Here is a 23260-nt window from a genome sequence, read left to right on the forward strand (position 1 = left end):
GTTATGTTCGATGGTGTGTTGATGTCGAGGATCGTCGAAACGTCCAGTGCCGTGGCAGCGACGCGCTCGCGAAAGGTCAAGATCGAGCAACTCGGTGCCCTGCTCGCCGAGGCCGAGGCCGGTGACATCGGGCCCGCCGTGTCGTGGCTGTCGGGGGAGTTGCCGCAGGGACGGATAGGGGTCGGCTGGCGCACTCTCGCCGATCTCGACGTGACGTCCGCCGCGGACTCGACACTGACGGTTGCCGAGGTGGACGAGGCGATATCTTTGGTCGCGGCGACCTCGGGGGCGGGTTCTGCTGCGCGGCGGGTAGCGATATTGACCGACCTGTTCTCCCGAAGTACGGCCGAGGAGCGTCGGTTTCTGATCCGGCTCGTCACCGGCGAGCTGCGCCAGGGCGCGCTCGAAGGAATCATGGTCGACGCCGTTGCCGCGGCCACGAACCTGCCGCAAGCGCCGGTGCGTCGGGCATTCATGCTCTCGGGTCGTTTGCCTGCCACGGCCGTAGCCGCCATGACCGGTGGCGTCGACGCACTGGATGCATTCCGGCTCGAGGTCGGTCGCCCGATCCGGCCGATGCTGGCATCGCCGGCGGAATCTCTGCGCGGCGCCTGGGAACAGATGTCAGGCGATGTCACCGTCGAATACAAACTCGACGGCGCGCGAATTCAGGTGCACCGCTCCGGAAACAACGTGAGCATCTACACGCGGACTCTGCGCGACATCACTGCCGGCGTGCCCGAGCTGGTGGACCTGGTTCTCGAGCTGCCGTGCGATTCGGTGGTCCTGGACGGGGAGACCCTCGCGCTCGACGACAGCGGACGGCCCAGGCCTTTCCAGGAAACGATGAGCCGGTTCGGTGCCGAGAGCGCGCACGAGCTCCTGCTGCAGCCCTACTTCTTCGACTGCCTGCACCTCGACGGTGTCGATCTGCTCGATTCCCCGCTGGAGCAACGGCTGGCGGCACTGGACCGGGTGGCACCGGGGCACCGAATTCCCAGTGCCGTTCGGCCCGATGCGGACCAATCAGCGGCCCACTTCGACGCTGCACTCGACGCCGGGCACGAGGGAGTCATGCTCAAAGCTCTCGGTGCACCGTACGCCGCAGGCCGTCGCGGAAAGAGCTGGCAGAAGGTCAAACCCGAACACACCCTCGACCTCGTCGTCCTCGGAGCCGAGTGGGGGTACGGGCGTCGCACCGGCTACCTGTCCAACCTGCACCTGGGAGCTCGCGATCCCGACGGCGGTGACCCGATCATGGTGGGTAAGACCTTCAAAGGCCTGACCGACGTGTTGTTGCAGTGGCAGACCGACGAATTCCCGAAACACGAGCGAGAGCGCGACGAGCACACCGTGTACCTGCGCCCCGAACTGATCGTCGAAATCGAACTCGACGGCGTGCAGGTCAGCCCACGTTATCCGGGCGGCGTTGCCCTGCGATTCGCGCGAGTACTGCGATACCGACCCGACAAGAACCTCGCCACCGCGGACTCCATCGACGCCGTGCGCGCACTCCTTCCACATTCGTGAAAACAGTTCCGACGATTAATACATACGAAACCGGCCGAACGATCCCGTAACACGGCGCAAAATATCTTGAGGGTGCAAGCCAGCGAGAGATGGAGTGCCAATGATGTCCACAGTTCGAGCTGCTCTGGTCCAAAGCAAGTGGACCGGTGACAAAGAATCGATGATCGCGGCACACGAGGGGTTTGCTCGGTCCGCCGCCGAGCAGGGCGCGAAAGTTGTCTGCTTCCAAGAACTTTTCTACGGTCCGTACTTCTGCCAGCTACAGGACGCGAAGTTCTACGAATACGCAGAATCGGTACCAGGGCCCACCGTCGACCGTTTCGCCGCACTGGCGAAGGAACTCGGCATCGTGATGATTCTGCCCGTGTACGAGCAGGAACAACCCGGACTTCTGTACAACACCGCTGCCGTCGTCGACGCCGACGGGACCTATCTCGGCAAGTACAGAAAACACCACATCCCCCACGTGAACGGATTCTGGGAGAAGTTCTACTTTCGCCCCGGCAATCTGGGGTGGCCGGTGTTCGACACCGCGGTCGGGCGTATCGGTGTCTACATCTGCTACGACAGACATTTCCCGGAAGGTTGGCGCGCACTCGGTCTTGCCGGTGCCGAAATCGTCTTCAATCCGTCGGCCACCTCGCGGGGCCTGTCGAACTACCTGTGGAAGCTCGAACAACCCGCCTCGGCCGTCGCAAACGAGTACTACGTGGGCGCGATCAATCGAGTCGGAATCGAATCCGAATACGGTGACGACGATTTCTACGGGACCAGCTATTTCGTGGATCCCGAAGGCAAATTCGTCGGCGAGGTGGCGTCGGATTCGGAACCCGAAATAATCGTGCGTGACCTCGACATGGACCTGCTCAAGGTGGTCCGCGACCGATGGGCCTTCTATCGGGACCGCAGACCCGACGCATACGGCCCGCTGGTGCAACCCTGATGGCCACCACCTTCGTGCACGGTGGGACCGTGGTATCCACCACCGGCGCACAGGAATTGGATGTGCTCATCGACGGTGAGAGCATCGTCGCAGTGCTTGCACCCGGATCGGTCTCCCTGGCCGCGGACCTGAAGACCTCGGCGGACGTCGTCGTCGACGCGACCGGCAAATACGTCATTCCTGGTGGGGTCGACGGACACACGCACATGGAGATGCCGTTCGGCGGTACGTTCGCCTCCGATACCTTCGAAACCGGAACGCGCGCAGCGGCCTGGGGTGGCACGACGACGATCGTGGATTTCGCGATTCAGACCCCCGGTCAGCGCGTCCAGGACACTCTGGCGCAGTGGCACGAGAAGGCCGCGGGGCAGTGCGCCATCGATTACGGCTTCCATCAGATCATCGGCGACGTCACCGACGATTCCCTGAAAGCCATGAGCGAGTTGGTGTCCGAGGGCGTCACCAGCTTCAAACTCTTCATGGCCTATCCGGGTGTGTTCTACTCCGACGACGGCAAGATCCTGCGCGCCATGCAGTCCGCCGCCGAAACGGGTGCACTGCTGATGATGCACGCGGAGAACGGCATCGCGATCGATGTACTCGTTGCTCAATCGATCGCGCGTGGAGACACGGCCCCGTACTTCCACGGCACGTCACGGCCGTGGCAACTCGAGGAGGAGGCGACGCATCGAGCGATCATGCTCGCCCACGTCACCGGCGCACCGCTCTACGTCGTACACGTCTCTGCCAAGCAGGCCCTGGAACAGATTGCGCAGGCCCGTGGCAACGGGCAGAACGTGTTTGCCGAGACGTGTCCGCAGTACCTCTATCTGTCACTCGAGGAACAACTCGGTGCACCGGGCTTCGAGGGTGCCAAGTGGGTCTGCTCGACGCCACTGCGGTCGCGAGCCGAGGGGCATCAGGACGAGTTGTGGCGGTACCTGCGCACCGGAGACGTGGCGACCGTCAGTACCGATCACTGCCCGTTCTGCATGAAGGACCAGAAGGAGATGGGCATCGGCGATTTCTCCAGGATTCCCAACGGGATCGGCTCGGTGGAACATCGCATCGATCTGATGTTCCAGGGCGTCAAGAGCGGCAGGATCACGCTGGAGAAGTGGGTCGACGTCTGCTGCACCACTCCGGCCAGGATGTTCGGAATGTATCCGAGGAAAGGTGTCATCACCCCGGGTGCCGACGCGGACATCGTGATCTACGACCCGAACGGACACACCAGCATCGGCGTCGACAAGACCCACCACATGAACATGGACTACTCGGCGTACGAAGGTTTCGAGATCGACGGGCATGTCGACACCGTGATCTCTCGCGGCCGGATCATCGTCGACGGTGGATCCTATTCCGGCACTGCGGGACACGGACGATTCGTCCGACGCGACCTGTCTCAGAATCTGATCTGAGTCATGGACATCGGGGTAGTGCTCCAGTGCAATCCGCCTGCGTCCCGTGTGATCGATCTGGCCAGACAGGCAGAGACACATGGGTTCTCGCACGTGTGGACGTTCGATTCGCACCTGCTGTGGCAGGAACCGTACGTCATCTACAGCCAAATTCTGGCGGCGACGAGGCGGGTGACCGTCGGTCCGATGGTCACCAATCCTGCCACCCGTGACTGGACGGTGACGGCATCGACGTTCGCGACGCTCAACGACATGTTCGGCAATCGGACGGTCTGTGGCATCGGCCGCGGCGACTCCGCGGTCCGGGCTCTGGGCGGTAAGCCGACAACGCTTGCCTCACTGCGAGAGTCGATCGAGGTGATCCGTAATCTGGCCAATGGGCGGAGCGCTCGGGTCGGTGAGACAACCGTGCAGTTCCCGTGGGCAGAACACTCGAGCCTGGAGGTATGGGTCGCGGCGTACGGGCCGAAAGCACTCGAGCTCACCGGCCAGGTGGCGGACGGGTTCATTCTGCAGCTGGCCGATCCCGATATCGCGGCGTGGACGATCGGCCGGGTCCGCGCCGCGGCCGAGCAGGCCGGTCGCGACCCCGATTCGATCTCGATCTGCGTTGCCGCTCCCGCCTACGTCACCGACGGCACCGATGCCGGGCTCGAACACGCCCGAGATCAGTGTCGTTGGTTCGGCGGGATGGTCGGCAACCACGTCGCCGATATCGTCTCGCGCTACGGCGGCGATGGCGGCGGTGTTCCACAGGCACTCACCGACTACATCGCGGCGCGCAAAGGGTACGACTACAACGAGCACGGTCGAGCCGGAAACTCTCACGCAGAATTCGTTCCGGACGAGGTGATCGACAGGTTCTGCCTACTGGGCACCCCGGCCGATCACATCGCCAAGCTGAAAGAGCTGGAGACACTCGGCGTCGACCAGTTCTCGGTGTACCTGCAGCACGACGCCAAGGCAGCGACACTCGAAGCCTACGGAGAGAGCATCATTCCGCAGATTCGGCCGAGCGTGACGGCAACGTCGTGACGGGTGTTCTCGATCAGGCTTCGGTCGTGGCAGCCACTCCAGCCGGTGCGAATCGAGGAGTGCGGCGTCCGTTGATGGCAGTGGTGGCCGTCGGCGTGTTGCTGGTGTTCTGGGAGCTGGTGAAAGTGCTCGTCCCCGCGAACGGGGTGAGTGTCGCCGGAGTGCGGGTGCTCCCGCGCACCGACGACGGCGCGTTACCCCACGTGTGGTCGGTGTTGGCGGCGCTGACCGAGCCTGAGGTGAACGTCGCCGGGGCTCGCAGTGTCGGTGCCGCGATCGTGTCCAGTGGCCTGTTCACGTTCGGGCTCGCGGTACTCGGGTTCGCGCTGGGGACGGTGGTCGGGCTGGTGCTGGCGGTGGCGATGCAACGGTTCGTGTGGGTCGAGCGGTCCTTGTTGCCGTATGTGATCGTCTCGCAGACGGTTCCGTTGATCGCGTTGGCACCGCTCGTCGCCGGCTGGGGCGGGAAGATCGCCATCGGCGGGTACGCGTGGCAGCCCTGGATGAGCATCACCGTCATCGCGTCGTATCTCGCGTTCTTCCCAGTCGCAGTGGGGATGCTGCGCGGCCTGCGTGCACCCGATCGGGCAGCACTCGATCTGATGCACAGCTATGCGTCCGGATGGTGGACCACCCTGGTTCGACTGCGCCTGCCCGCCTCTGTGCCGCATCTGATTCCGGCACTGCGTCTGGCTGCTGCGGCCGCCGTGATCGGTGCCGTGGTCGCCGAAATCTCCACCGGTACGACCGGCGGTATCGGTAGGCAGATCATCGTGTTCTCGCAGCAGGCAACAGGAGACGCATCCCGCTTGTACGCAGCCGTTCTGGGCGCTGCGGTGCTCGGACTCGTGGTGACCGCACTGGTGTCGCTGCTCGATATCGCACTGGGCCGCTACGCGGGCCGTGCACCAGCGCGAAGGGCACAGACATGACCGAGCATGCGGTACTCGTCGAGGGCGTCGGCAAGACGTTCGACGGGGGAGTGACTGCGCTGGAGGATGTATCGCTCGCGATCGCCCCCGGTGAATTCGTCTCGCTCATCGGGCCTTCGGGCTGCGGCAAGTCGACGTTGCTCCGCATCGTGGCCGATCTCGAGCAACCGACGTCCGGTTCGGTATCGGTGTTCGGCCTGTCGGCACGCCGAGCCCGCGTCGAACAGAAGTACGGCATCGCCTTTCAACAGGCAGGGCTGCTCGATTGGCGCACAGTGCAATCGAACGTCGCATTGCCGCTGGAACTGCACAAGGTGCCCAAACGCGCTCGGGCAGAACGAGTTCGCGAACTGCTGGACCTCGTCGGACTCACCGATTTCGCAGAGAGATTTCCCAGCCAGCTATCCGGTGGGATGCAGCAACGAGTGGCGATCGCGCGGGCGCTCGCCCGAACACCGGGACTGTTGTTGATGGACGAACCGTTCGGGGCCCTGGACGAGATGACCCGCGAGAAGATGCAGAACGACCTACTGCGCATCGCCGAGGAGTCCGGCGCAGCAGTGGTGTTCGTGACCCACTCGATTCCCGAAGCGGTGTACCTGTCCGATCGGGTGGTTGTCATGTCCCCACGCCCGGGACGGATCGTCGACACACTCACGATCGACAGATTCGACACGAACGGGGATCCGCGCGAATCGGCGGAGTTCTTCTCGTCCATCACCGCGGTTCGTGACGCATTGCACGGCCGTACGGTTCGCAGTGCGGAACTGCGATGAAGGTCTGGTTGCCGCCGGTGGTGTTCGGTGCGGCGGCGCTCGCACTGTGGCAGTTGCTCACGGTCGTCGCCGGGGTTCCGTCGTTCCTGCTGCCGTCGCCGAGCGCCATCGCCGAGCAATTCGTGCGGAACCTCGGTAACATCGGATCGGCAAGTCTGGCAACGGGAACCAACGCTCTCATGGGGTTGATCGCAGGGTCGGTGCTCGGTCTCCTCGCGGCAATGGCAGCGGTTCGCCTGCGGATCGTCGACGAGCTGCTCACCCCGTTGGCAGCGGGTGCCGCAGCCGTTCCGATCGTCGCTCTTGCGCCGGTGTTCAACTCGATGTTCTCCTCGACCACCGATCTACCGCGGCGACTCGTGGTGACCATCGTCGTGTTCTTCCCGGTATTCGTCAGTGCGGCAAAAGGACTGCGTCAGGTCTCGGCTGTGCACCACGACCTGATGACGTCGTATGCCGTGGGTGGTTGGCAGTTCACCCGAATCGTTCGCCTCCCGTCCGCCGTTCCGCACATCTTCACCGGCTTGCGGGTTGCGGCTCCCAATGCTGTCATTGCTGCCATCATCTGCGAGTACTTCGGTGGACTGCAGAACGGTTTGGGGTCGCGGATCACCTCCGCCGCGGCGAACACGGCCTACCCCCGGGCGTGGGCCTACGTGATGGGTGCCATCGCAGTCGGTTTGCTGTTCTTCGTGGTTGTTCTGTTGCTCGAGAAACTCGTGTCCCGGCGTCGTCCCCAGGAAAGATGGATATGAAAATCACTCGAACCCCCCGACCTCTTTTCGCCGTCGTCATGGCTCTGGCGGTGGTCGCCTCGGCCTGCAGTACCACCACGACCGACACCGACACCACCGCCGATGGGGACACCACGATCAAGCTGCAACTGCAGTGGTTCAAACAGGGCCAGTTCGCGGGCTACCTCGCCGCCGTCGATCAGGGTTTCTATGCGGAACAGGGGCTGGACGTCGAAATCCTCGACGGTGGAACGGATATCGTCCCGCAAACTGTGCTCGCACAGGGGCAGGCCGATTATGCCGTCGCGTGGGTGCCGAAGGCGCTCGCATCCCGTGAAGCCGGAGCCGGCATCACCGACGTGGCCCAGATCTACCAGAAGTCGGGCACATTGCAGGTCTCGTTCAAGGATCAGAACATTGCCTCACCGGCCGACCTCCAGGGCAAGACCGTCGGAAACTGGGGCTACGGCAACGAATTCGAGCTGTTCGCCGGTATGACCAAGGCCGGGGTCAGTCCCTCCGACGTGACGTTGGTTCAGCAGCAGTTCGACATGAACGGACTGCTGTCCGGTGATATCGCCGCAGCCCAGGCGATGTCGTACAACGAGTACGCGCAGTTGCTCGAGACCGTGAACCCCGCAACCGGTGCGCTCTACACCGCAGACGATTTCGCGTCGCTGAACTGGAACGACGACGGCGTCGCGATGCTGCAGGACGCGATCTGGGCCAACACCGACAAGCTCTCCGACGAGGCCTACCAGGAGCAGACGGTCAAATTCTTGGCGGCCTCGCTGAAGGGCTGGATCTTCTGCCGAGACAACGTCGAGAAGTGCCGCGACATCACCGTCGCCGCGGGGTCCACATTGGGCGCGAGCCATCAGCTCTGGCAGGTCAACGAAGTCAACAAGCTGATCTGGCCGTCGGCGGACGGCATCGGGATGATCGACGAGGCGGCATGGCAGCAGACCGTCGACATCGCCAAGACGACGAAGAACGCCGAGGGCTCGACGGTGCTGACCGCCGATCCCGACGCCGAGGCCTACACCAACGAGTACGTGAGCCAGGCGCTGGATTTGTTGAAGGCCGACGGTGTGGATGTCACCGGGGAGTCGTACGCTCCGATGGAGGTCACACTGGAGGAAGGCGGCAAGTAGATGGATCACGTGTTCTACTCCTGGTCGGCGCAGGCCGAACTGAATCCGATCACCGTCGAGGGTGCGGAGGGGTCGTGGTTCTGGGACGACAAGGGCAAGCGGTACCTGGACTTCTCGTCGCAGCTGGTCAACGTCAATCTCGGGCATCAACACCCCGACGTCGTCGCCGCCATCGTCGAACAGGCCCAGGTTCTGACGACCATTTCTCCCACCGTGGCCAACAACAAGCGCAGTGAACTCGCCGCGTTGATCGCCGAACGTGCGCCGGGTGATTTGGACCGAGTGTTCTTCACGACCGGTGGCGCAGAAGCCGTCGAGCATGCGGTGCGGCTGGCGCGACAGCACACCGGGCGTACGAAGATGCTCGCCGCGTACCGCTCGTACCACGGTGGAACCGGAGTTGCGATCGGTCTCACCGGCGAGCCGAGGCGTTGGGGCACCGAACCGACCAACGTCGACGTCGTACGCTTCTTCGGGCCGTATCCGTACCGGTCACCCTGGGGCACAACGACTCCCGAGGACGAGACGGCCGCAGCACTGGCGCACCTGGAACAGGTCATCGTGCTCGAGGGTGCGCAGAACATCGCCGGACTGATCCTGGAATCGGTCATCGGCACCAACGGTGTGCTGATCCCGCCGCCCGGATATCTGGCCGGGGTTCGGGCGCTGTGCGACAAGTACGGGATCGTCTACATTGCCGACGAAGTGATGGTCGGGTTCGGGCGAATCGGCGAATGGTTCGCATGCCAGGCCTGGGATGTGACACCGGATCTGATCACGTTCGCCAAGGGCGTCAACTCCGGGTACATCCCCCTCGGCGGTGTGGTCATCTCGGAGAAGATCGCCTCGCAGTTCGACCACAAAGCCTATCCGGGAGGGTTGACCTACTCCGGCCACGTGCTCGGGTGCGCCGCCGGCGTGGCATCCATCGGAGTGTTCGAGCGCGACAAGATCCTTCCGCACGTGCGTCACGTGGGGGAGGACGTACTCGGTGCGGGCCTGTCGAAGCTGGCCGAATCTCATCCGAGCGTGGGTGAGGTGCGCGGCAAGGGATTCTTCTGGGCCGTCGAATTGGTCAAGGACGGCGAGACGAAGGAACCGCTGGTGCCTTTTGCCGCGTCGGGCAAGGACGCAGCGGCCATGGGCACGGTGACCGCCGCGGCGAAGTCACGTGGACTGTGGCCGTTCGTGGCAGGCAACCGCCTTCAGATCGCGCCCCCGCTGACGACCTCGGAGGACGAGATTCGTCAGGGACTGGAAATCCTCGACGAGGTACTGACGGTGGCGGACGGCTTCACCGTCGACGGGTGATCACAGCACCGCACCGGGATTGAGGATGCCTGCCGGATCGAGTGCGGTCTTGATCCGGCGGGTCAGTTCCATGACGTCCTCACCCACCTGATCGGGCAGCCACGCCTTCTTGAGGCGACCGACGCCGTGTTCACCGGTGATGGTGCCGCCCAAGGAAATTGCCAGATCCATGATCGCGCCGAATGCGATGTTGGCGCGCCGTGTCATGTCGGCGTCCTCGGGGTCGAAGACGATCAGAGGGTGGGTGTTGCCGTCGCCGGCGTGGGCGATGACCGCCACCAGCACGTCGTATTTCGTGGACAGTTCGGCGATTCCGTCGACGAGGGCCGGTAGTGCGGGCAGTGGAACCCCGACGTCCTCGAGCAGCAGGCTGCCGAGTCGTTCGACCGCGGGAATGGCGAATCGCCTTGCGGCAGCGAAGGCCTCACCCTCATCGGGGTCGTCGGTCGTGAAGACATCCGAGGCCCCGGCCTCGGTGCACGCGGCCGCCATGATCTCGATCTCGCGACCTCGGTCGGCACCGGGGGAGTCGGACCGAGCAATGAGCATCGCGTCCGCCTCGCGATCGAGCCCCATGTTCATGGCATCCTCGACGGCACCGATGGACGCGCGGTCCATGAATTCGAGCATCGACGGCCGCAAGTTCCGGGTGATGGCCAGAATGGCGGTGGTCGCGTCGTGCACCGACGCGAACGAGGCGACCACCGTACTGGCGGGAGGTTGCGCCGGAATCAATCGAAGAGTGATCTCGGTGATGATGCCCAGCGTGCCCTCGGAGCCGACGAACAGCTTCGCAAGGGACAGGCCTGCAACGTCTTTCAGGCGTGGCCCGCCCAGTCGGACGGCGGTACCGTCGGCCAGGACGACCTCGAGACCGAGAACGTAATCGGTGGTGACTCCGTACTTCACACAGCACAGGCCGCCCGCATTGGTGGCCGCATTGCCTCCGATGGAACACATCTCGAACGAGGACGGATCCGGTGGGTACCAGAGGCCGTGTTCCGCGACGGCCTTCTTGACCTCGACGTTGAGCAGCCCGGGTTGTACGACGGCGATGCGGGTCACCGGATCGACGGTGATCTCTCGCATCAACTCGGTGGTGAGCACGATTCCGCCGTCCACGGCGGTGGCTCCGCCGGACAAACCCGATCCGGCACCGCGCGGGACGACCGCCACGTTGTGCTCGGTGGCCCACCGCATCACGGCACGAACGTCCTCGGTGGACTGTGCGCGCACGACGGCCAGCGGGGTTCCGGCGTCGGGATCCTTCGCCCAGTCGCGTCGGTAGCCCTCGGTGATGTCCGGGTCGGTGACCACCGCGCCGGGCGAAAGAAGGGATTCGAGCTCGCTCAGGCGGGCATCTGCATCGGTCGTCACCGACATCTCGGTCTCCTCACGTCGAAAATGTGACCGTCGACACCCGAGTCTGTCACGGCCGCGCGTGCGGCGGAGTCGGGGTCGGTCGACGCTCGATCACTGATTGCGTTGCAGCGTCAGTTCTGCGAGTTCGGTGGCGGCGGCGCACGGGTCGGCCGGACTGCCGCCTCGGTACTGCACCCACCAGGTGATGACGCCCGAGTACGCCGCGCTGATTCCGCACGACGACGGGTCGGCCGGTCGTCGCGACAGGAACGCTGTGGTGCCGCCAACGGCAACGTCTTCGGTGGTGTAGCCGAGTCGATCGGCCAGCTCTCGCTCACGCGAAAGTGCATCGTTCTCGAACCAGGCGAAGGTCACGTCGATGAGTCCGCCTGCACCGATCCCGGTCCACATGCACACCGCACCGTAGAAGTACTGATCGACGAGGTCGGCTCCCACCGTTTCGGCGATGGTGGGATCCGGGACGGCGATGCACTCCTCGAGCAGCTTGTCGAACTGTCCGCTGCCGCCCGATCGAGCGGGTACCGCCTTGCCGGTCACGGTGGTGCTGCATCCGGTACCGACGGCCGCAGTCACGAGGACAGCGGCGAGGACGCGACGGGTGGAATCGGTGGAAGGGAACGTCGTCATCGGGCTACTTCGCCTTCGAGATCGTGGATCTGGCCAGATCCTCGACGACGTCGCAGGAGTCACGGGGGCCGTCGACCACGTAGTTGACGGACCAGTGGACGAAGCCGTCCCCGTTCTCGACCCCGGCCTCGCACGACGCGCCCGACGCTGCTGCGGTGAATCCCGGGTGTCCGTCCACATCGATGCGCTCGATGGTGCGGCCGACGGCTTCGGCCACGGAACTCTCTCGGTCGATGGGGCTGCCGCGGTACCAGGTGAACATCGCGTAAGCGCCGCTCGCGGATTCCCATCGGCAACGAACAGCGTTCTCGGACACCACCGTCAGATCGGGAACGGCCGTGAGTGTCTGCACTTCCGTGTTGTCCATCGACCCGCATTCACCGACGAAGAGCTCTTCGGTGATGAGCTGGTCGGCCGTCTCGGCCGGATCCGGATCGGCTTCGGTGCCCGGTGTGTCGGAGCATCCGACCAGTACACATCCGACCGCCGCGATCAACGCTGTAACGGCCCTGGTGCGCACGAATGCGGACTCTACCCACCCTGCACGGCAGAGGGGGAGCGTTTGATCGAAGTGAGTCACATCAGTAACACCAGCCTCAGGCGTTACCAGATCGATGCGTCGCCGACACGCAAATTTGTAGTTCGCCACGCTAGCGTCCAGCGCAGCGAACCTCACACCCCACGCGGTGCGAGTCGACAAGGAGGCTGCACCATGATCGATCCCGGAAGTGACTCCTGGAACTACGTGGCCGCGATGTTCTCGTACGAATTCCTCGGGGGCGGAATCGAATACGACACCATCGAGCGCATTCACCGAGGCGAGATCGACGAATGGGTTCAGGCGTTGACGCAGTCAGGGCTGTTCGATCGAGCAACCATCGCGCGTATTGCCGACTCGTGGCATCAGGCCCCTCGGCAGTTGTTCGACATGCTGGTGCTCGACGCGGACGAGATGACCGCCAGGCGATGCTCGCTGGCGTGGTCCTCGCTGGACCGGCTCGCACCACTTGCCCGCCTGGGCTGAAGTAAAGGTCAAGTACCGAGCAACCGCGTCCCCGACGCATCGACGACGATGGCCTGTTCGTCGGTCAACCCATGACAGTCGACACCGTCCCTGCGTAGGCGCTGCACCGTTGCGTGCCCCGAATCATTCTCGTCCAGAACAGAATTCAGATGCGGGACAATCGAGTAATCGACCAGGCCCAGTCCGATCCACACCGGATCGACACCGGTGGCGGGCCGAACCTCGCCTGGGTCGTCCGCGTCCTCGACTCCGATCAACGATGGTGCGGCCACACACGCGCCCGCGCTGTATCCGCCGTACACGATCGATCCCCGCCGAACACGCTCGGTGAGGATCTCGTCTGCACCCGAGCGGGCGAGTTGAGCGCGCAGGACGAAGGTGTTGCCCCCGCGCACCCACACCGCACCGAAGCCGTCGAGTGCGCGCTCGAATGCGGCGGGCCGACCCACGTGATCGCGCAGATCCAGCTCGGCAGGCCGGTACCCGAGCGCCCGCAGCGGACCGAACTCGCTTCGGAGCGAGGACGTGCGAGCGGCGAGGGGCCACGCGTCCGATGCGTTCGCGATGATCGCGATATCGGACGGCGGCCCGGTGAGCTCGACGAAAGCGTCCGAGTGGCCGCCGAATCGATAGGACGACAGGAACAGCTTCATGCTGTCGATTCGCCGTTCAGCCGGGCCAACCCGACGCGAACTGCGTCCGCGACACGCTCGGGCTCACTCAGGCGACGCGTCACGAACCCGGCCGCGAACCGGAAGCGATCCCGATGCCACCGGGGCACCACGTGCAGATGCAGGTGGAAGACCGTCTGAAACGCGGCCTTGCCGTCGTTGATGACGAGATTGGCTCCGTCGGCGCGCAGGTCCGAGTGGCGCACTGCGCGCGACAGGGTGTGTCCGACGCGAAACACGTCGGCGGCCGCGTCCGGATGGGTCGAGTTCAGATCGGTGGCGTGCTCGCGCGGGACGACGAGCAGGTGTCCGCGACTGACCGGCCGGATGTCGAGAAAGGCGATCGCATGGTCGTTCTCGAACACACGGTGCGCGGGGGCGTCGCCGGCGACGATGGCACAGAAGATGCAAGATTCCACGGTTGTCACTGTAGGGTCCGATCATCACCGATAGACCTGTATGGCGTGCATCACAATTGCTCGTCCTGTAACCGCGGAATGCCCAACGGACTCGATTCAGAACGAATCGGACTGTGTTCCGGGTTACCCGCGGTCTGTCTCCTCTGGCTACTATCAGGGACCTTGTGCCTTTGTCGCATGGGTTCGTCCACTCGTCGCACGTTCGGGACCATCGGCCGATCAGTGGACACCATTCAACGCAGGAAGACGGAGATTTGGATACATCGCAGAGCACTGAGAAGGGTTCGGGATCCACGACTGTCGTCGGTGTGGTTCGGGAATCGGGGGAGGGCGAACGTCGCGTCGCCCTGGTGCCCAAGATTGTTGCCTCCCTGACGGGTAAGGGCGTGGAGATCGTTGTCGAATCGGGTGCCGGTCTCGGCGCTCTGATTCCCGACGAGCTGTACGTCGCCGCCGGAGCGACCATCGGTGATCCATGGTCGGCGGACGTCGTGGTGAAGGTTGCGCCGCCGTCCGATGCCGAGATCGCCAAGCTGAAGTCGGGCTCGACGCTCATCGGATTCCTGGCACCGCGCAACGCGGAGAACAGCATCGGGGCGTTGAAGGCGGCCGGAGTACAGGCCTTCGCCGTCGAAGCGATCCCGCGGATCTCGCGGGCGCAGGTGATGGACGCACTGTCCTCTCAGGCCAACGTCGCCGGCTACAAGGCCGTGCTGCTGGCCGCGTCGGAGTCCACCCGGTTCTTCCCGATGCTCACCACCGCCGCTGGCACCGTCAAGCCCGCTACCGTGCTGGTACTGGGCGTCGGTGTGGCAGGTCTGCAGGCGCTCGCCACCGCGAAGCGTCTCGGCGGCCGCCCCACCGGGTACGACGTGCGACCGGAGGTGGCGGATCAGGTTCGCTCCGTCGGCGCGCAGTGGCTCGACCTGGGGATCGACGCCGCAGGCGAGGGCGGATACGCGCGTGAGCTGACCGAAGACGAGCGGGTGCAACAGCAGAAGGCTCTCGAAGAGGCCATCAAGGGATTCGACGTGGTCATCACCACCGCGTTGGTGCCCGGACGCCCCGCCCCGCGACTGGTCACGGCCGCAGCCGTCGAGGGCATGAAGCCCGGCAGCGTCGTGATCGACCTCGCAGGGGAAACCGGAGGCAACTGCGAACTCACCGAGCCCGGCGAGACGGTCGTCAAGCACGATGTCACCATCTGCTCGCCGTTGAACCTGCCGGCCTCGATGCCCGAGCACGCCAGCGAGCTGTACTCGAAGAACATCTCGGCATTGCTCGAACTCATGTTGGTCGACGGCAAGCTCGCCCCCGATTTCTCGGACGAGGTTCTCGCCGGTGCCTGCGTGACACGTGAGAAGGAGAACTGATGTACACCCCGCTGCTCGCGAACATCGCGATCCTGGTGTTGTCCGGGTTCGTCGGCTTCGCCGTGATCTCCAAGGTGCCCAACACCTTGCACACCCCGTTGATGTCGGGAACCAATGCCATCCACGGCATCGTCGTGCTCGGTGCCCTGGTGGTGCTCGGCAAGGTCGACGATCCGTCCATCGGCCTGCAGGTCATCCTGTTCGTCGCTCTCGTGTTCGGAACCGTCAACGTCATCGGTGGATTCGTGGTCACCGACCGCATGCTCGGCATGTTCAAGTCCAAGCCCGTTCCTGCCGAGGCCAAGAAGGGTGCTGACTCCTGATGGACAATCTCGTCAACATTCTCTACATCGTCGCCTTCGGCATGTTCATCTACGGCCTGATGGGTCTGACCGGACCGAAGACGGCCGTGCGTGGCAACCAGATCGCCGCGGTCGGCATGTTCCTCGCTGTCGTGGCGACGCTGATCTCCATCCGAGACACCGGCAACTGGATTCTGATCGTCGTCGGTCTGGTCGTCGGCGTTGCGCTCGGTATCCCGCCTGCTCGCCGGGTCAAGATGACCGCGATGCCACAGCTGGTGGCTCTGTTCAACGGCGTCGGCGGTGGAACCGTCGCGTTGATCGCCTGGGCCGAGTTCCTCGACACGTCGGGATTCTCGAACTTCAAGCACGGTGAATCACCGACTGTCCACATCGTCATCGGGTCGCTGTTCGCGGCGATCATCGGGTCGATCTCGTTCTGGGGATCACTGATCGCGTTTCTCAAGCTGCAGGAGACCCTGCCCGGTTCGCCCATCACCATCGGCAAATTGCAGCAGCCGCTCAACGCTCTGCTGCTGATCGGCGCTGTGGCCGCTGCAGTGGTCATCGGCATCAACGCCACTCCGGGCGGCGGGGTGTCGCAGTGGTGGATCGTTGCGGTTCTGGTACTCGCCGGAATTCTCGGTCTGACGGTGGTGCTGCCCATCGGCGGCGCAGACATGCCGGTCGTCATTTCGCTGCTCAACGCTCTGACCGGTTTGTCTGCTGCGGCGGCAGGTCTGGCGCTCAACAACACCGCGATGATCGTTGCAGGCATGATCGTCGGCGCGTCCGGCACGATCCTGACCAACCTCATGGCCAAGGCCATGAACCGATCCATTCCGGCAATCGTCGCCGGTGGATTCGGCGGCGGTGACGCTGCTGCAGGTCCCGCCGGCGCAGGTGGGGGAACGGCGAAGGCCACGTCCGCAGCCGACGCTGCCATCCAGATGGCGTACGCCAACCAGGTCATCGTCGTTCCCGGATACGGCCTCGCCGTTGCGCAGGCACAGCATGCGGTCAAGGACATGGCCAAGCTGCTCGAGTCGAAGGGTGTCGAGGTCAAATACGCCATTCACCCCGTCGCCGGTCGCATGCCCGGGCACATGAACGTGCTCCTTGCAGAGGCCGACGTCGCATACGACGCGATGAAGGAGATGGACGACATAAACGACGAGTTCGCCCGTACCGATGTCACGTTGGTCATCGGCGCGAACGACGTGACCAATCCGGCTGCGCGCAACGATCCGTCGAGCCCGATTCACGGCATGCCGATCCTGAACGTCGATCAATCGAAGTCGGTCATCGTTCTCAAGCGGTCGATGTCGTCCGGATTCGCAGGTATCGAGAACCCGTTGTTCTTCGCCGAGGGCACCTCGATGCTGTTCGGTGACGCGAAGAAATCGGTTTCCGAGGTGACCGAGGAGCTCAAGGCTCTCTAGTCGCGAGCAGTCAGCAGCCTCGATGGGGCGCTCCCGTTGTTCATCACCGGGAGCGCCCCGTCTTGCGTCGAACCGCCAGCGCGGCCGTGTCGAGCGGGTTGCGGGCTTCACGGGCAGCTGCGTCGGGTGAGAAGAGCATGACGATCGAGCACGCCGGCCACCACACGAACACGATCGATGCTGCGCTCACGATCCCGGTGATGGACGCGGATCCGACGATCAGGGCGGCCGCCGCCACCGCGAGCGTCGCGACAGTTCCCAGACCGAGGATCACGGGCCGCCACGCCGCGGACGCCACCATGGATGCAGCTCCGAGCAGCGAGGCCACGGCGACGAGTTGACCGCTCGGAAGGTCTGCGGACGCCGTCGTGGCTCCCATGATCTCGCGAGCGAGCGCACTGGTCACGACGGCACCGATGGTGCAGGCGATCACCACCCCGATGCCGAACGGCAGCTTGCGTATCAGCGCCACGACCGCGAGCGCGGCCACGGCGATCAAGACGGCGGTCACATCGATCGCATCGAGTACGTGAGCGGCCAGTGCCGAGCCGGGCATGGATTCCCCGAACGTCGAGGGTGCGGCGTGCGGCGCCCACATCAGGAAGATCAGCAGCAGGACTGCGGAGGCACCTGACACGGCCGACCGCACGGCGACCGCTCGCCGGCGTGGACGGCTCGAGGTGGTGGACGGCACGGCAGGCGTCTCGGCGTCGGGGGATGCGCGGATCGGTCCGGAATCCAGGCTCGGTGGAGGCATGAGTGCCACGGTGCCCGAACCGGCTGAACGCAGGATGTGAGGAACATGGGAAGCGGCTGATTCTTGCCGTGGTAACGATTCGATCACACCGCACGGTCTGAGCGGAATCATGCAGTTTCGAGTAGCGGTGGCCGCCAGTCAAATTCTCCGAGTCGGTTTGGCCGATCCATTCGGGGGCGGAAACTGGTTTGTGAGGGCCAAGCGGGCCACTGACCTCGAATAGAATCGAGTGGATTCGATCGGCGATGCTCGCATTCCTGCCGCCGAATCGCGCCCTCTGATGGTCCTCGGTCCGCTCAGCTGGGCGTTTGTCCTTCGATTGTTCAGCGTCACAGCATTTCGCAATGCGAGCTATGACTTCGTTGCAAGGCGTTGATTGGATGGGTCCATGTGTGTGACGATACTCACATAGTCCAGTTCACCCTGGGCGAGACCGTCCGAAAGGGCGTAGTTTCAGCCGCATCGGAAACCCGGATTCGGCCGTTACACCCAAATCGATAACGATCTGGAAACGGACCGTGGTGCCCGTCACAGCCCGCCGGAATCGGGTACTCGACAGCTACGGACGCCGGAAACTCGAAGGAGAAGAACATGACCGCAATGTCTCAGGGACAGCTCGACATGGTCCGCGCGTTCTTTTGCAACGAGTTCGAAGCGGATTCCCTCGACCGATCCACCGTGCCGGAGCCCACCGCCGAGGCAGTCGCCGAGTGGATCGATGCACTGACCAACAGCGGCCTCTTCGCTCCCGCCGAGGTACGCAACATCTCCTCGGTGTGGGCGGCCGAGCCGGAGACGCTGGTAGCAATGCTGATCGGCGAAGTGGACGAAATCGCCGTCAAGCGTCACGAAGCAGCGGTGCCGGCCGCAGCAGTTGCCACACCGGCTCTGATCCCCGCCTTCGTGCGCGCCAGCTGACTCGCCCCGGGCCCGGAGTCTTTCGCACCAGGGCAGGTTCCGCTTCGCTACTATCGGTCGAATTCCGATGACGGCAGTCGACAACGGTGTCGCGCGGCGAAGTGAGGGTTCTGTATGGGCGCAGTGGGACTGGACGAGGACGCAGTATCGACCTGGATCGCAGGATTGGGGATCGGCGCAACCTCGCCTCTCACCTACCAGCGAATCGGCAACGGTCAGTCCAATCTCACCTATGCCGTGCGCGACGCCGGTGGCAGCAGCTGGGTACTTCGGCGTCCACCACTGGGGCATCTGCTGGCGTCCGCACACGACGTGGTGCGCGAACATCGGATTCTTTCCGGACTGCAGAACACGGCGGTGCCGGTTCCGAAGATGATCGCGATCACCGAGGATCCTTCGGTGTCCGAGGTCCCGCTCGTGCTGATGAGTTTCGTCGACGGGATCGTCGTCGACTCGGTGGCGGCAGCCGAACAACTCGACCCCGATCACCGACGCCGCGTCGGGCTCGGCCTCACGGTGGCACTGTCCGACATCCACCGCGTCGATCTCGACTCCTCGGGTTTGGCGAATCTGGCCAGTCACAAGCCGTACGCCGCTCGCCAACTCGCCCGGTGGACCAAGCAGTGGGAATCCTCGCGCACTCGCGACGTACCCGGTATCGATTCGCTGGCAACTCGATTGGCAGCGGGGATTCCTCCGCAGCACGAAGTGACCCTGGTACACGGAGACTTCCACCTCAGCAACGTCATCACGGCCCGCGAAGACGGTCGTGTCGCGGCGGTCGTCGACTGGGAGCTGTGCACACTCGGAGATCCGTTGGCGGACCTCGGCGGCCTGCTGGCCTACTGGCCGCAAGCCGACGACGGGGTCGCCGGTCCGTTCATGGCGTCGACTCTGCCGGGCTTTCCCACTCGGGCCGAGCTCGTCGAGTCGTATGCGCAACACACCGGGCGCGACGTCTCCGATGTCGGATTCTGGCAGGTGCTGGCGTTGTGGAAGCTCTCGATCATCGCCGAAGGTGTCATGCGCCGTATGGAAGCCGACTCGCGAAACCGGGCCGTGGCAGGCGGGCCGACCACGACGCTCATCGACGACATCGTCACCAGGGCGTTGCGTACAGCCGACGAGATCGGCCTGTAGTCGGTCAGATCGACCCGGTCCCGATCACCAGAGTCCGCGCTGCGCTCTCGATTTCGGGCGGAATCGCCACCGGTCTACGCGTTGTCCCGTCGACGTACACGTGTACGAATCGACCCCTCGCCGCCAGCTCCAACGCATCGTTGGCTGCCTCGCGGAACAACCCGAGCGAGTACACGATGCTACGGGTGCCCAGCTTCTCGACGGCCAAGCCCACCTGAAGGCGATCCGGAAAGCTCAACTCGGACAGGTAGCGGCACGAGGTTTCGGCGACGACACCGATCGCCGGCAGTGTGCGGATATCGAGTCCGGTCGTCTCCATCAACCAACCGTTGACGGCGGTATCGAAATACGCGTAGTAGGTGACGTTGTTGACGTGGCCGTAGTGGTCGTTGTCGTCCCATCGCGTCGTCACGGGCCACAGAGCCGGATAGTCCGATGCGTGCGACAACTCCCGCCCGCGGTTCACCTGATCGGTCATGAACGTGACCTTAACCAGTGGCGTCGGTAGCGGGCGTCGCCGGGGACTGCCGACGCAGGATCGCTCGGACCACCAGACCGACGACCAAGGCCCAGAATGCGGAGCCGATTCCTGCGAACGTCAGGCCGGAAGCGGCGACGAGGAACGTCAGAACGGTCGCCTCTCTGTCCGATGCATGTTCGAGTGCACCGAACAGTGATGCCGCGAGAGTTCCCAACAAAGCAAGTCCGGCAACGGTTTCGACCACGCCTGCCGGGGCTGCGGCAACCAGGGTTGCCAATGCCGCGGACAGCAGCGCCAACACCAGATACGAGGAACCCGCGGAGAATGCCGCGACCCAACGCCGCTTCGGGTCCGGATGGGCACTGGGATTCGCCGCGAGCGCAGCGCTGATCGCGGCGAGGTTGATCGTGTGCCCACCCGCGAATGCGCCCAGGACAGTTCCGGTTCCGGTGACCGTCATCGACGCCCGCCAAGGAATTCGGAAGCCGAACGACGCCATGACGGTGGTGCCCGGGATGTTCTGCGACGCCATGGTGACGATGTACAGCGGCACCGCTATACCGATCGTCGCCTGCCAGGTCCAGTGCGGAACCGTCCAGTCGATTCGAGGGATCAGATCGGACGCCGCGATGGGTGTGCCGCCGCCGATCAAGTCCGCTGCGATGACTGCAGCCGCCGCGAGGAACGCAGCGGGCACCGCCCAGCGCGCACTGAATCGAAGTACCACGAGCCAGACGAGTACCACCGGCGCTATCCGAGCGGGTGAGTCGGAGAACGCACCGACCGGTGCCGCGCACAGCGGTAGCAGCACTCCGGCCAACATCGCCTGAGCGAGTGGTACCGGAATCTTCGACACCGCAGCGCCGAGTCTGGGCCACAGGCCCGTCAGGACGATCAGCACCCCGACAGTGACGAAGGCACCCACAGCGGCGGGCCACCCTCCGACGACCACACCGGTTCCGGCGAGCAGCGCAGCGCCCGGCGTCGACCACGCCAGGGTGATGGGCTGTCGATATCTGCGTGCGAGCCACATCATGCCCACCGCCTGCGTGACACAGAGCGCCAGCAACCCCGAGGCCGCCTCGGTCGGGCTGGCACCTACTGCCCGCAGGCCCGTCAGCACGACGGCGAACGAGCTGGTGAAGCCGACCAGTGAGGCCACGATTCCAGCGCTGACAGGGGTCGAGAGTGGCGTCGGTCTGTCGGCGGCGTCGGCAGTGGTCACGACTGACGATGATGCACTGCGGGCCGTCGCCTGTCGCGTCGTTTCCCCTCGAGCCGAGTCGGCGCCACCAATCCGTGGCCGAATGCTGTCGGGGCACCGTCGACGTGACGTAGTCTCTTGGTTGGACCGGACCAGTCCGTACCGCTGGTTCGGCGAGTGACGGAAAGGCCGGCGCAGTGGTGATGCCCGTACATCTGAGGGACAGTCAAGTCCCGAAGCACGAACAGCTTCGCGCAATTCTGTTGCACCGCTGCACCAAGGAGCTGCAACCCGGCGATCTGATGCCCAGCGAGCGAAAACTGATGGAGGACTACGGCGTCAGCCGCATCACCGTCCGCGAGGCCATCGGCCAGCTCGTCAACGACGGGCATCTGGTGCGAGTCCGTGGCAAGGGCACGTTCGTGGCCAGTCGCACCGTGCAGTCTCGTTTGCACCTGGCATCGTTCTCGGAGGAGATGCGCGCGCAGGGGCTGACGCCTACCACTGTGGTGCTGTTCGCGCGGCTCGAAAGCCCCTCGGCGGCAACGACTCGTGCTCTCGGCCTGGCCGACGGAGAACAGACCTACCACGTCAAGCGTCTACGGCTGGCCGACGCCGAACCGGTCAGCGTCGACGACGCGTGGTACCGGGCTTCCCTGCTACCAGGACTGATCGAGCACGATCTGAGCAAGTCTGTGTACGAGGCCGTCCAGATCCACTACGGGTTGACGATCGACCGGGCCGAGCAGACCGTCAAAGCCACTGCGGCAGACAGTGATACCGCCACCCTGCTCGGCACCAAGCGCGGCGCCCCCGTGCTGTATTTCGACCGAGTCTCCTTCAGTGGCGACGAGCCGCTCGAACACACCGAGAGCTGGTACCGCTGCGATCGGTACCAATTGTCGATGGAAGTCGAAGGCGGACGACGCACCCCGCAGCGTCGGTGAGATCAGGGCAGCTCGAACAGCAGGTCGCCCACTGCCACGGTGTTGTCGATGCTCGCACTCGTGACCGAATCCGGCTTCGAATCCATCAACACCACCGGAACGACATCCGAGTAGCCCGCCGCCGCGATCGCTGCGGGATCGTAGGTGACGACGAGGTCGCCGGCCTCGACTCGATCGCCCTCTGCTGCAACGAGTTCGAAGCCCGCGCCCTTCATCTTCACGGTGTCGATACCGATGTGCACCAACACGCCCGCCTTGTCCTCGGTGAAAACGACGAACGCGTGCGGGTGAAGTTTGAGGATCGTGCCCGCGACCGGTGAACGAACCTCGACGGACCCGTCGTTCGGAGCCGGGCGTAGTGCGACACCGGAGCCGACCATCTGCGCCGAGAACACCGGGTCGGGCACGTCGGCGAGCGAGATGACCTGCCCGGCAACCGGGCTGAGGATCGCCCTTGCGCTCACAGGATGTCGCCGATGTCTTCTGCGAGCGTGTCCGCTTCGGGACCGACGATGACCTGAACGGCGGTTCCCTTGTGAAATACGCCGTGGGCACCTGCTGCCTTGAGCGCCGCCTCGTTCACCAACGACCCGTCCTTCACCTCGGTGCGCAGCCGAGTGATGCACGCTTCGATCTCGACGATGTTGTCGGCACCGCCGAGGCCTTCGACGATCGCGTCCGCTTTGGACATGTGGATTCTCGCTTTCTGTCGGCTTGTATCTGTCGGGTGGATCAC

26 protein-coding genes are annotated in these 23260 nt (G+C 64.3%); 16 read left to right on the forward strand and 10 right to left on the reverse strand.

Translation table 11 applies throughout. The features are described 5' to 3' along the window. The first annotated feature begins 15 nt into the window (after positions 1 to 15). The 9 genes from CH295_RS17025 to CH295_RS17065 all read left to right on the forward strand — a co-directional run bounded on the left by CH295_RS17025 (position 16) and on the right by CH295_RS17065 (position 9836). Complete coding sequence (locus CH295_RS17025; protein ID WP_094741401.1) at positions 16 to 1530, forward strand: ATP-dependent DNA ligase; 1515 nt, start codon at positions 16 to 18, stop codon at positions 1528 to 1530. A gap of 103 nt (positions 1531 to 1633) precedes the next feature. Beyond that, on the forward strand, positions 1634 to 2473 hold the full coding sequence (locus CH295_RS17030) for a nitrilase-related carbon-nitrogen hydrolase (protein WP_212556183.1): 840 nt from the start codon (positions 1634 to 1636) through the stop codon (positions 2471 to 2473). Next, positions 2473 to 3894, forward strand: coding sequence for a dihydropyrimidinase (hydA, locus tag CH295_RS17035; RefSeq protein WP_037193440.1), 1422 nt, complete (start codon positions 2473 to 2475; stop codon positions 3892 to 3894). The genes CH295_RS17030 and hydA overlap by 1 nt, the downstream gene beginning before the upstream one ends. Before the next feature lie 3 nt (positions 3895 to 3897). Next, entirely contained in the window at positions 3898 to 4929 is a 1032-nt protein-coding gene (locus tag CH295_RS17040) for a TIGR03842 family LLM class F420-dependent oxidoreductase (protein WP_037193437.1), read from the forward strand. A gap of 26 nt (positions 4930 to 4955) precedes the next feature. Beyond that, on the forward strand, positions 4956 to 5861 hold the full coding sequence (locus CH295_RS17045; protein ID WP_252342079.1) for an ABC transporter permease: 906 nt from the start codon (positions 4956 to 4958) through the stop codon (positions 5859 to 5861). Then, the gene (locus CH295_RS17050; RefSeq protein WP_037193432.1) at positions 5858 to 6637 is read left to right on the forward strand and encodes an ABC transporter ATP-binding protein; all 780 of its coding nucleotides are present in this window, start codon (positions 5858 to 5860) and stop codon (positions 6635 to 6637) included. The genes CH295_RS17045 and CH295_RS17050 overlap by 4 nt, the downstream gene beginning before the upstream one ends. Further along, positions 6634 to 7392, forward strand: coding sequence for an ABC transporter permease (locus CH295_RS17055; RefSeq protein WP_094741381.1), 759 nt, complete (start codon positions 6634 to 6636; stop codon positions 7390 to 7392). The genes CH295_RS17050 and CH295_RS17055 overlap by 4 nt, the downstream gene beginning before the upstream one ends. Beyond that, entirely contained in the window at positions 7389 to 8525 is a 1137-nt protein-coding gene (locus tag CH295_RS17060) for an ABC transporter substrate-binding protein (protein ID WP_094741382.1), read from the forward strand. Before CH295_RS17055 ends, CH295_RS17060 begins: the two co-directional genes overlap by 4 nt. Further along, positions 8526 to 9836 (forward strand): aspartate aminotransferase family protein, encoded by a 1311-nt coding sequence (locus CH295_RS17065; RefSeq protein ID WP_094633247.1) that lies wholly within the window; start codon positions 8526 to 8528, stop codon positions 9834 to 9836. Here CH295_RS17065 and CH295_RS17070 read toward each other — a convergent pair whose 3' ends face one another. The 3 genes from CH295_RS17070 to CH295_RS27855 form a co-directional block, all read right to left on the reverse strand. Further along, complete coding sequence (locus CH295_RS17070; protein ID WP_094741383.1) at positions 9837 to 11219, reverse strand: FAD-binding oxidoreductase; 1383 nt, start codon at positions 11217 to 11219, stop codon at positions 9837 to 9839. A 90-nt stretch (positions 11220 to 11309) separates the two neighbouring features. After that, positions 11310 to 11846: a DUF3558 domain-containing protein gene (locus tag CH295_RS17075; RefSeq protein ID WP_094741384.1), complete on the reverse strand. Its 537-nt coding sequence runs from the start codon at positions 11844 to 11846 to the stop codon at positions 11310 to 11312. A gap of 4 nt (positions 11847 to 11850) precedes the next feature. Continuing rightward, positions 11851 to 12366, reverse strand: coding sequence for a DUF3558 domain-containing protein (locus tag CH295_RS27855; RefSeq protein WP_170945948.1), 516 nt, complete (start codon positions 12364 to 12366; stop codon positions 11851 to 11853). Positions 12367 to 12558: 192 nt separating this feature from the next. Between CH295_RS27855 and CH295_RS17085 the strand changes: the two genes are divergently transcribed. Further along, positions 12559 to 12870, forward strand: coding sequence for a hypothetical protein (locus CH295_RS17085; protein ID WP_037193424.1), 312 nt, complete (start codon positions 12559 to 12561; stop codon positions 12868 to 12870). 8 nt (positions 12871 to 12878) lie between these two features. Here CH295_RS17085 and CH295_RS17090 read toward each other — a convergent pair whose 3' ends face one another. Then, a complete protein-coding gene (locus tag CH295_RS17090) occupies positions 12879 to 13523 on the reverse strand; it encodes a Type 1 glutamine amidotransferase-like domain-containing protein (RefSeq protein ID WP_094741386.1) in 645 nt (214 codons plus the stop codon). Further along, positions 13520 to 13960: an HIT family protein gene (locus CH295_RS17095; protein ID WP_037193422.1), complete on the reverse strand. Its 441-nt coding sequence runs from the start codon at positions 13958 to 13960 to the stop codon at positions 13520 to 13522. Before CH295_RS17095 ends, CH295_RS17090 begins: the two co-directional genes overlap by 4 nt. A 254-nt stretch (positions 13961 to 14214) precedes the next feature. Between CH295_RS17095 and CH295_RS17100 the strand changes: the two genes are divergently transcribed. From CH295_RS17100 to CH295_RS17110, 3 genes are read left to right on the forward strand one after another with little or no spacing between them, the layout of a single operon-like run. Next, entirely contained in the window at positions 14215 to 15333 is a 1119-nt protein-coding gene (locus CH295_RS17100; protein ID WP_037193420.1) for a Re/Si-specific NAD(P)(+) transhydrogenase subunit alpha, read from the forward strand. Next, complete coding sequence (locus CH295_RS17105; RefSeq protein ID WP_037193419.1) at positions 15333 to 15656, forward strand: NAD(P) transhydrogenase subunit alpha part 2; 324 nt, start codon at positions 15333 to 15335, stop codon at positions 15654 to 15656. The genes CH295_RS17100 and CH295_RS17105 overlap by 1 nt, the downstream gene beginning before the upstream one ends. Then, complete coding sequence (locus tag CH295_RS17110; protein WP_037193418.1) at positions 15656 to 17077, forward strand: NAD(P)(+) transhydrogenase (Re/Si-specific) subunit beta; 1422 nt, start codon at positions 15656 to 15658, stop codon at positions 17075 to 17077. Before CH295_RS17105 ends, CH295_RS17110 begins: the two co-directional genes overlap by 1 nt. A gap of 43 nt (positions 17078 to 17120) precedes the next feature. Here CH295_RS17110 and CH295_RS17115 read toward each other — a convergent pair whose 3' ends face one another. Further along, entirely contained in the window at positions 17121 to 17834 is a 714-nt protein-coding gene (locus CH295_RS17115; RefSeq protein WP_141217044.1) for a hypothetical protein, read from the reverse strand. Positions 17835 to 18425: 591 nt separating this feature from the next. Here CH295_RS17115 and CH295_RS17120 point away from each other — a divergent pair. Together CH295_RS17120 and CH295_RS17125 are read left to right on the forward strand one after the other, a co-directional pair. Next, on the forward strand, positions 18426 to 18752 hold the full coding sequence (locus tag CH295_RS17120; RefSeq protein WP_141217045.1) for a hypothetical protein: 327 nt from the start codon (positions 18426 to 18428) through the stop codon (positions 18750 to 18752). A 114-nt stretch (positions 18753 to 18866) separates the two neighbouring features. Next, entirely contained in the window at positions 18867 to 19892 is a 1026-nt protein-coding gene (locus tag CH295_RS17125; protein WP_094741388.1) for a phosphotransferase family protein, read from the forward strand. A 4-nt stretch (positions 19893 to 19896) separates the two neighbouring features. Here CH295_RS17125 and CH295_RS17130 read toward each other — a convergent pair whose 3' ends face one another. Together CH295_RS17130 and CH295_RS17135 are read right to left on the reverse strand one after the other, a co-directional pair. Further along, positions 19897 to 20370: an acyl-CoA thioesterase gene (locus CH295_RS17130; protein WP_094741389.1), complete on the reverse strand. Its 474-nt coding sequence runs from the start codon at positions 20368 to 20370 to the stop codon at positions 19897 to 19899. Between the two features lie 10 nt (positions 20371 to 20380). Continuing rightward, complete coding sequence (locus CH295_RS17135; RefSeq protein ID WP_094741390.1) at positions 20381 to 21598, reverse strand: benzoate/H(+) symporter BenE family transporter; 1218 nt, start codon at positions 21596 to 21598, stop codon at positions 20381 to 20383. 182 nt (positions 21599 to 21780) lie between these two features. On the opposite strand from CH295_RS17135, the gene CH295_RS17140 reads away from it, so the two are divergent. After that, entirely contained in the window at positions 21781 to 22524 is a 744-nt protein-coding gene (locus CH295_RS17140) for a GntR family transcriptional regulator (protein ID WP_170945949.1), read from the forward strand. A 2-nt stretch (positions 22525 to 22526) separates the two neighbouring features. Here the strand turns inward: CH295_RS17140 and CH295_RS17145 are convergent, their stop codons facing one another. Continuing rightward, positions 22527 to 22988 (reverse strand): PTS sugar transporter subunit IIA, encoded by a 462-nt coding sequence (locus tag CH295_RS17145; protein ID WP_094633237.1) that lies wholly within the window; start codon positions 22986 to 22988, stop codon positions 22527 to 22529. Continuing rightward, complete coding sequence (locus tag CH295_RS17150; protein ID WP_032393491.1) at positions 22985 to 23215, reverse strand: PTS sugar transporter subunit IIB; 231 nt, start codon at positions 23213 to 23215, stop codon at positions 22985 to 22987. Before CH295_RS17150 ends, CH295_RS17145 begins: the two co-directional genes overlap by 4 nt. Between the last annotated feature and the right edge of the window lie 45 nt (positions 23216 to 23260).

It is taken from the genome of Rhodococcus sp. 14-2483-1-2 (assembly GCF_002259405.1).
Lineage (GTDB): Bacteria > Actinomycetota > Actinomycetes > Mycobacteriales > Mycobacteriaceae > Rhodococcoides.

Bases quoted from the DNA above. Each gene is read 5' to 3' on its own strand.
- CH295_RS17030 (WP_212556183.1), top strand. From the start codon at position 1,634: ATGTCCACAGTTCGAGCTGCTCTGGTCCAAAGCAAGTGGACCGGTGAC.
- hydA (WP_037193440.1), top strand. From the start codon at position 2,473: ATGGCCACCACCTTCGTGCACGGTGGGACCGTGGTATCCACCACCGGC.
- CH295_RS17040 (WP_037193437.1), top strand. From the start codon at position 3,898: ATGGACATCGGGGTAGTGCTCCAGTGCAATCCGCCTGCGTCCCGTGTG.
- CH295_RS17050 (WP_037193432.1), top strand. From the start codon at position 5,858: ATGACCGAGCATGCGGTACTCGTCGAGGGCGTCGGCAAGACGTTCGAC.
- CH295_RS17055 (WP_094741381.1), top strand. From the start codon at position 6,634: ATGAAGGTCTGGTTGCCGCCGGTGGTGTTCGGTGCGGCGGCGCTCGCA.
- CH295_RS17060 (WP_094741382.1), top strand. From the start codon at position 7,389: ATGAAAATCACTCGAACCCCCCGACCTCTTTTCGCCGTCGTCATGGCT.
- CH295_RS17065 (WP_094633247.1), top strand. From the start codon at position 8,526: ATGGATCACGTGTTCTACTCCTGGTCGGCGCAGGCCGAACTGAATCCG.
- CH295_RS17070 (WP_094741383.1), bottom strand. From the start codon at position 11,219: ATGTCGGTGACGACCGATGCAGATGCCCGCCTGAGCGAGCTCGAATCC.
- CH295_RS17075 (WP_094741384.1), bottom strand. From the start codon at position 11,846: ATGACGACGTTCCCTTCCACCGATTCCACCCGTCGCGTCCTCGCCGCT.
- CH295_RS17085 (WP_037193424.1), top strand. From the start codon at position 12,559: ATGATCGATCCCGGAAGTGACTCCTGGAACTACGTGGCCGCGATGTTC.
- CH295_RS17090 (WP_094741386.1), bottom strand. From the start codon at position 13,523: ATGAAGCTGTTCCTGTCGTCCTATCGATTCGGCGGCCACTCGGACGCT.
- CH295_RS17105 (WP_037193419.1), top strand. From the start codon at position 15,333: ATGTACACCCCGCTGCTCGCGAACATCGCGATCCTGGTGTTGTCCGGG.
- CH295_RS17110 (WP_037193418.1), top strand. From the start codon at position 15,656: ATGGACAATCTCGTCAACATTCTCTACATCGTCGCCTTCGGCATGTTC.
- CH295_RS17115 (WP_141217044.1), bottom strand. From the start codon at position 17,834: ATGCCTCCACCGAGCCTGGATTCCGGACCGATCCGCGCATCCCCCGAC.
- CH295_RS17120 (WP_141217045.1), top strand. From the start codon at position 18,426: ATGACCGCAATGTCTCAGGGACAGCTCGACATGGTCCGCGCGTTCTTT.
- CH295_RS17125 (WP_094741388.1), top strand. From the start codon at position 18,867: ATGGGCGCAGTGGGACTGGACGAGGACGCAGTATCGACCTGGATCGCA.
- CH295_RS17130 (WP_094741389.1), bottom strand. From the start codon at position 20,370: ATGACCGATCAGGTGAACCGCGGGCGGGAGTTGTCGCACGCATCGGAC.
- CH295_RS17140 (WP_170945949.1), top strand. From the start codon at position 21,781: ATGCCCGTACATCTGAGGGACAGTCAAGTCCCGAAGCACGAACAGCTT.
- CH295_RS17150 (WP_032393491.1), bottom strand. From the start codon at position 23,215: ATGTCCAAAGCGGACGCGATCGTCGAAGGCCTCGGCGGTGCCGACAAC.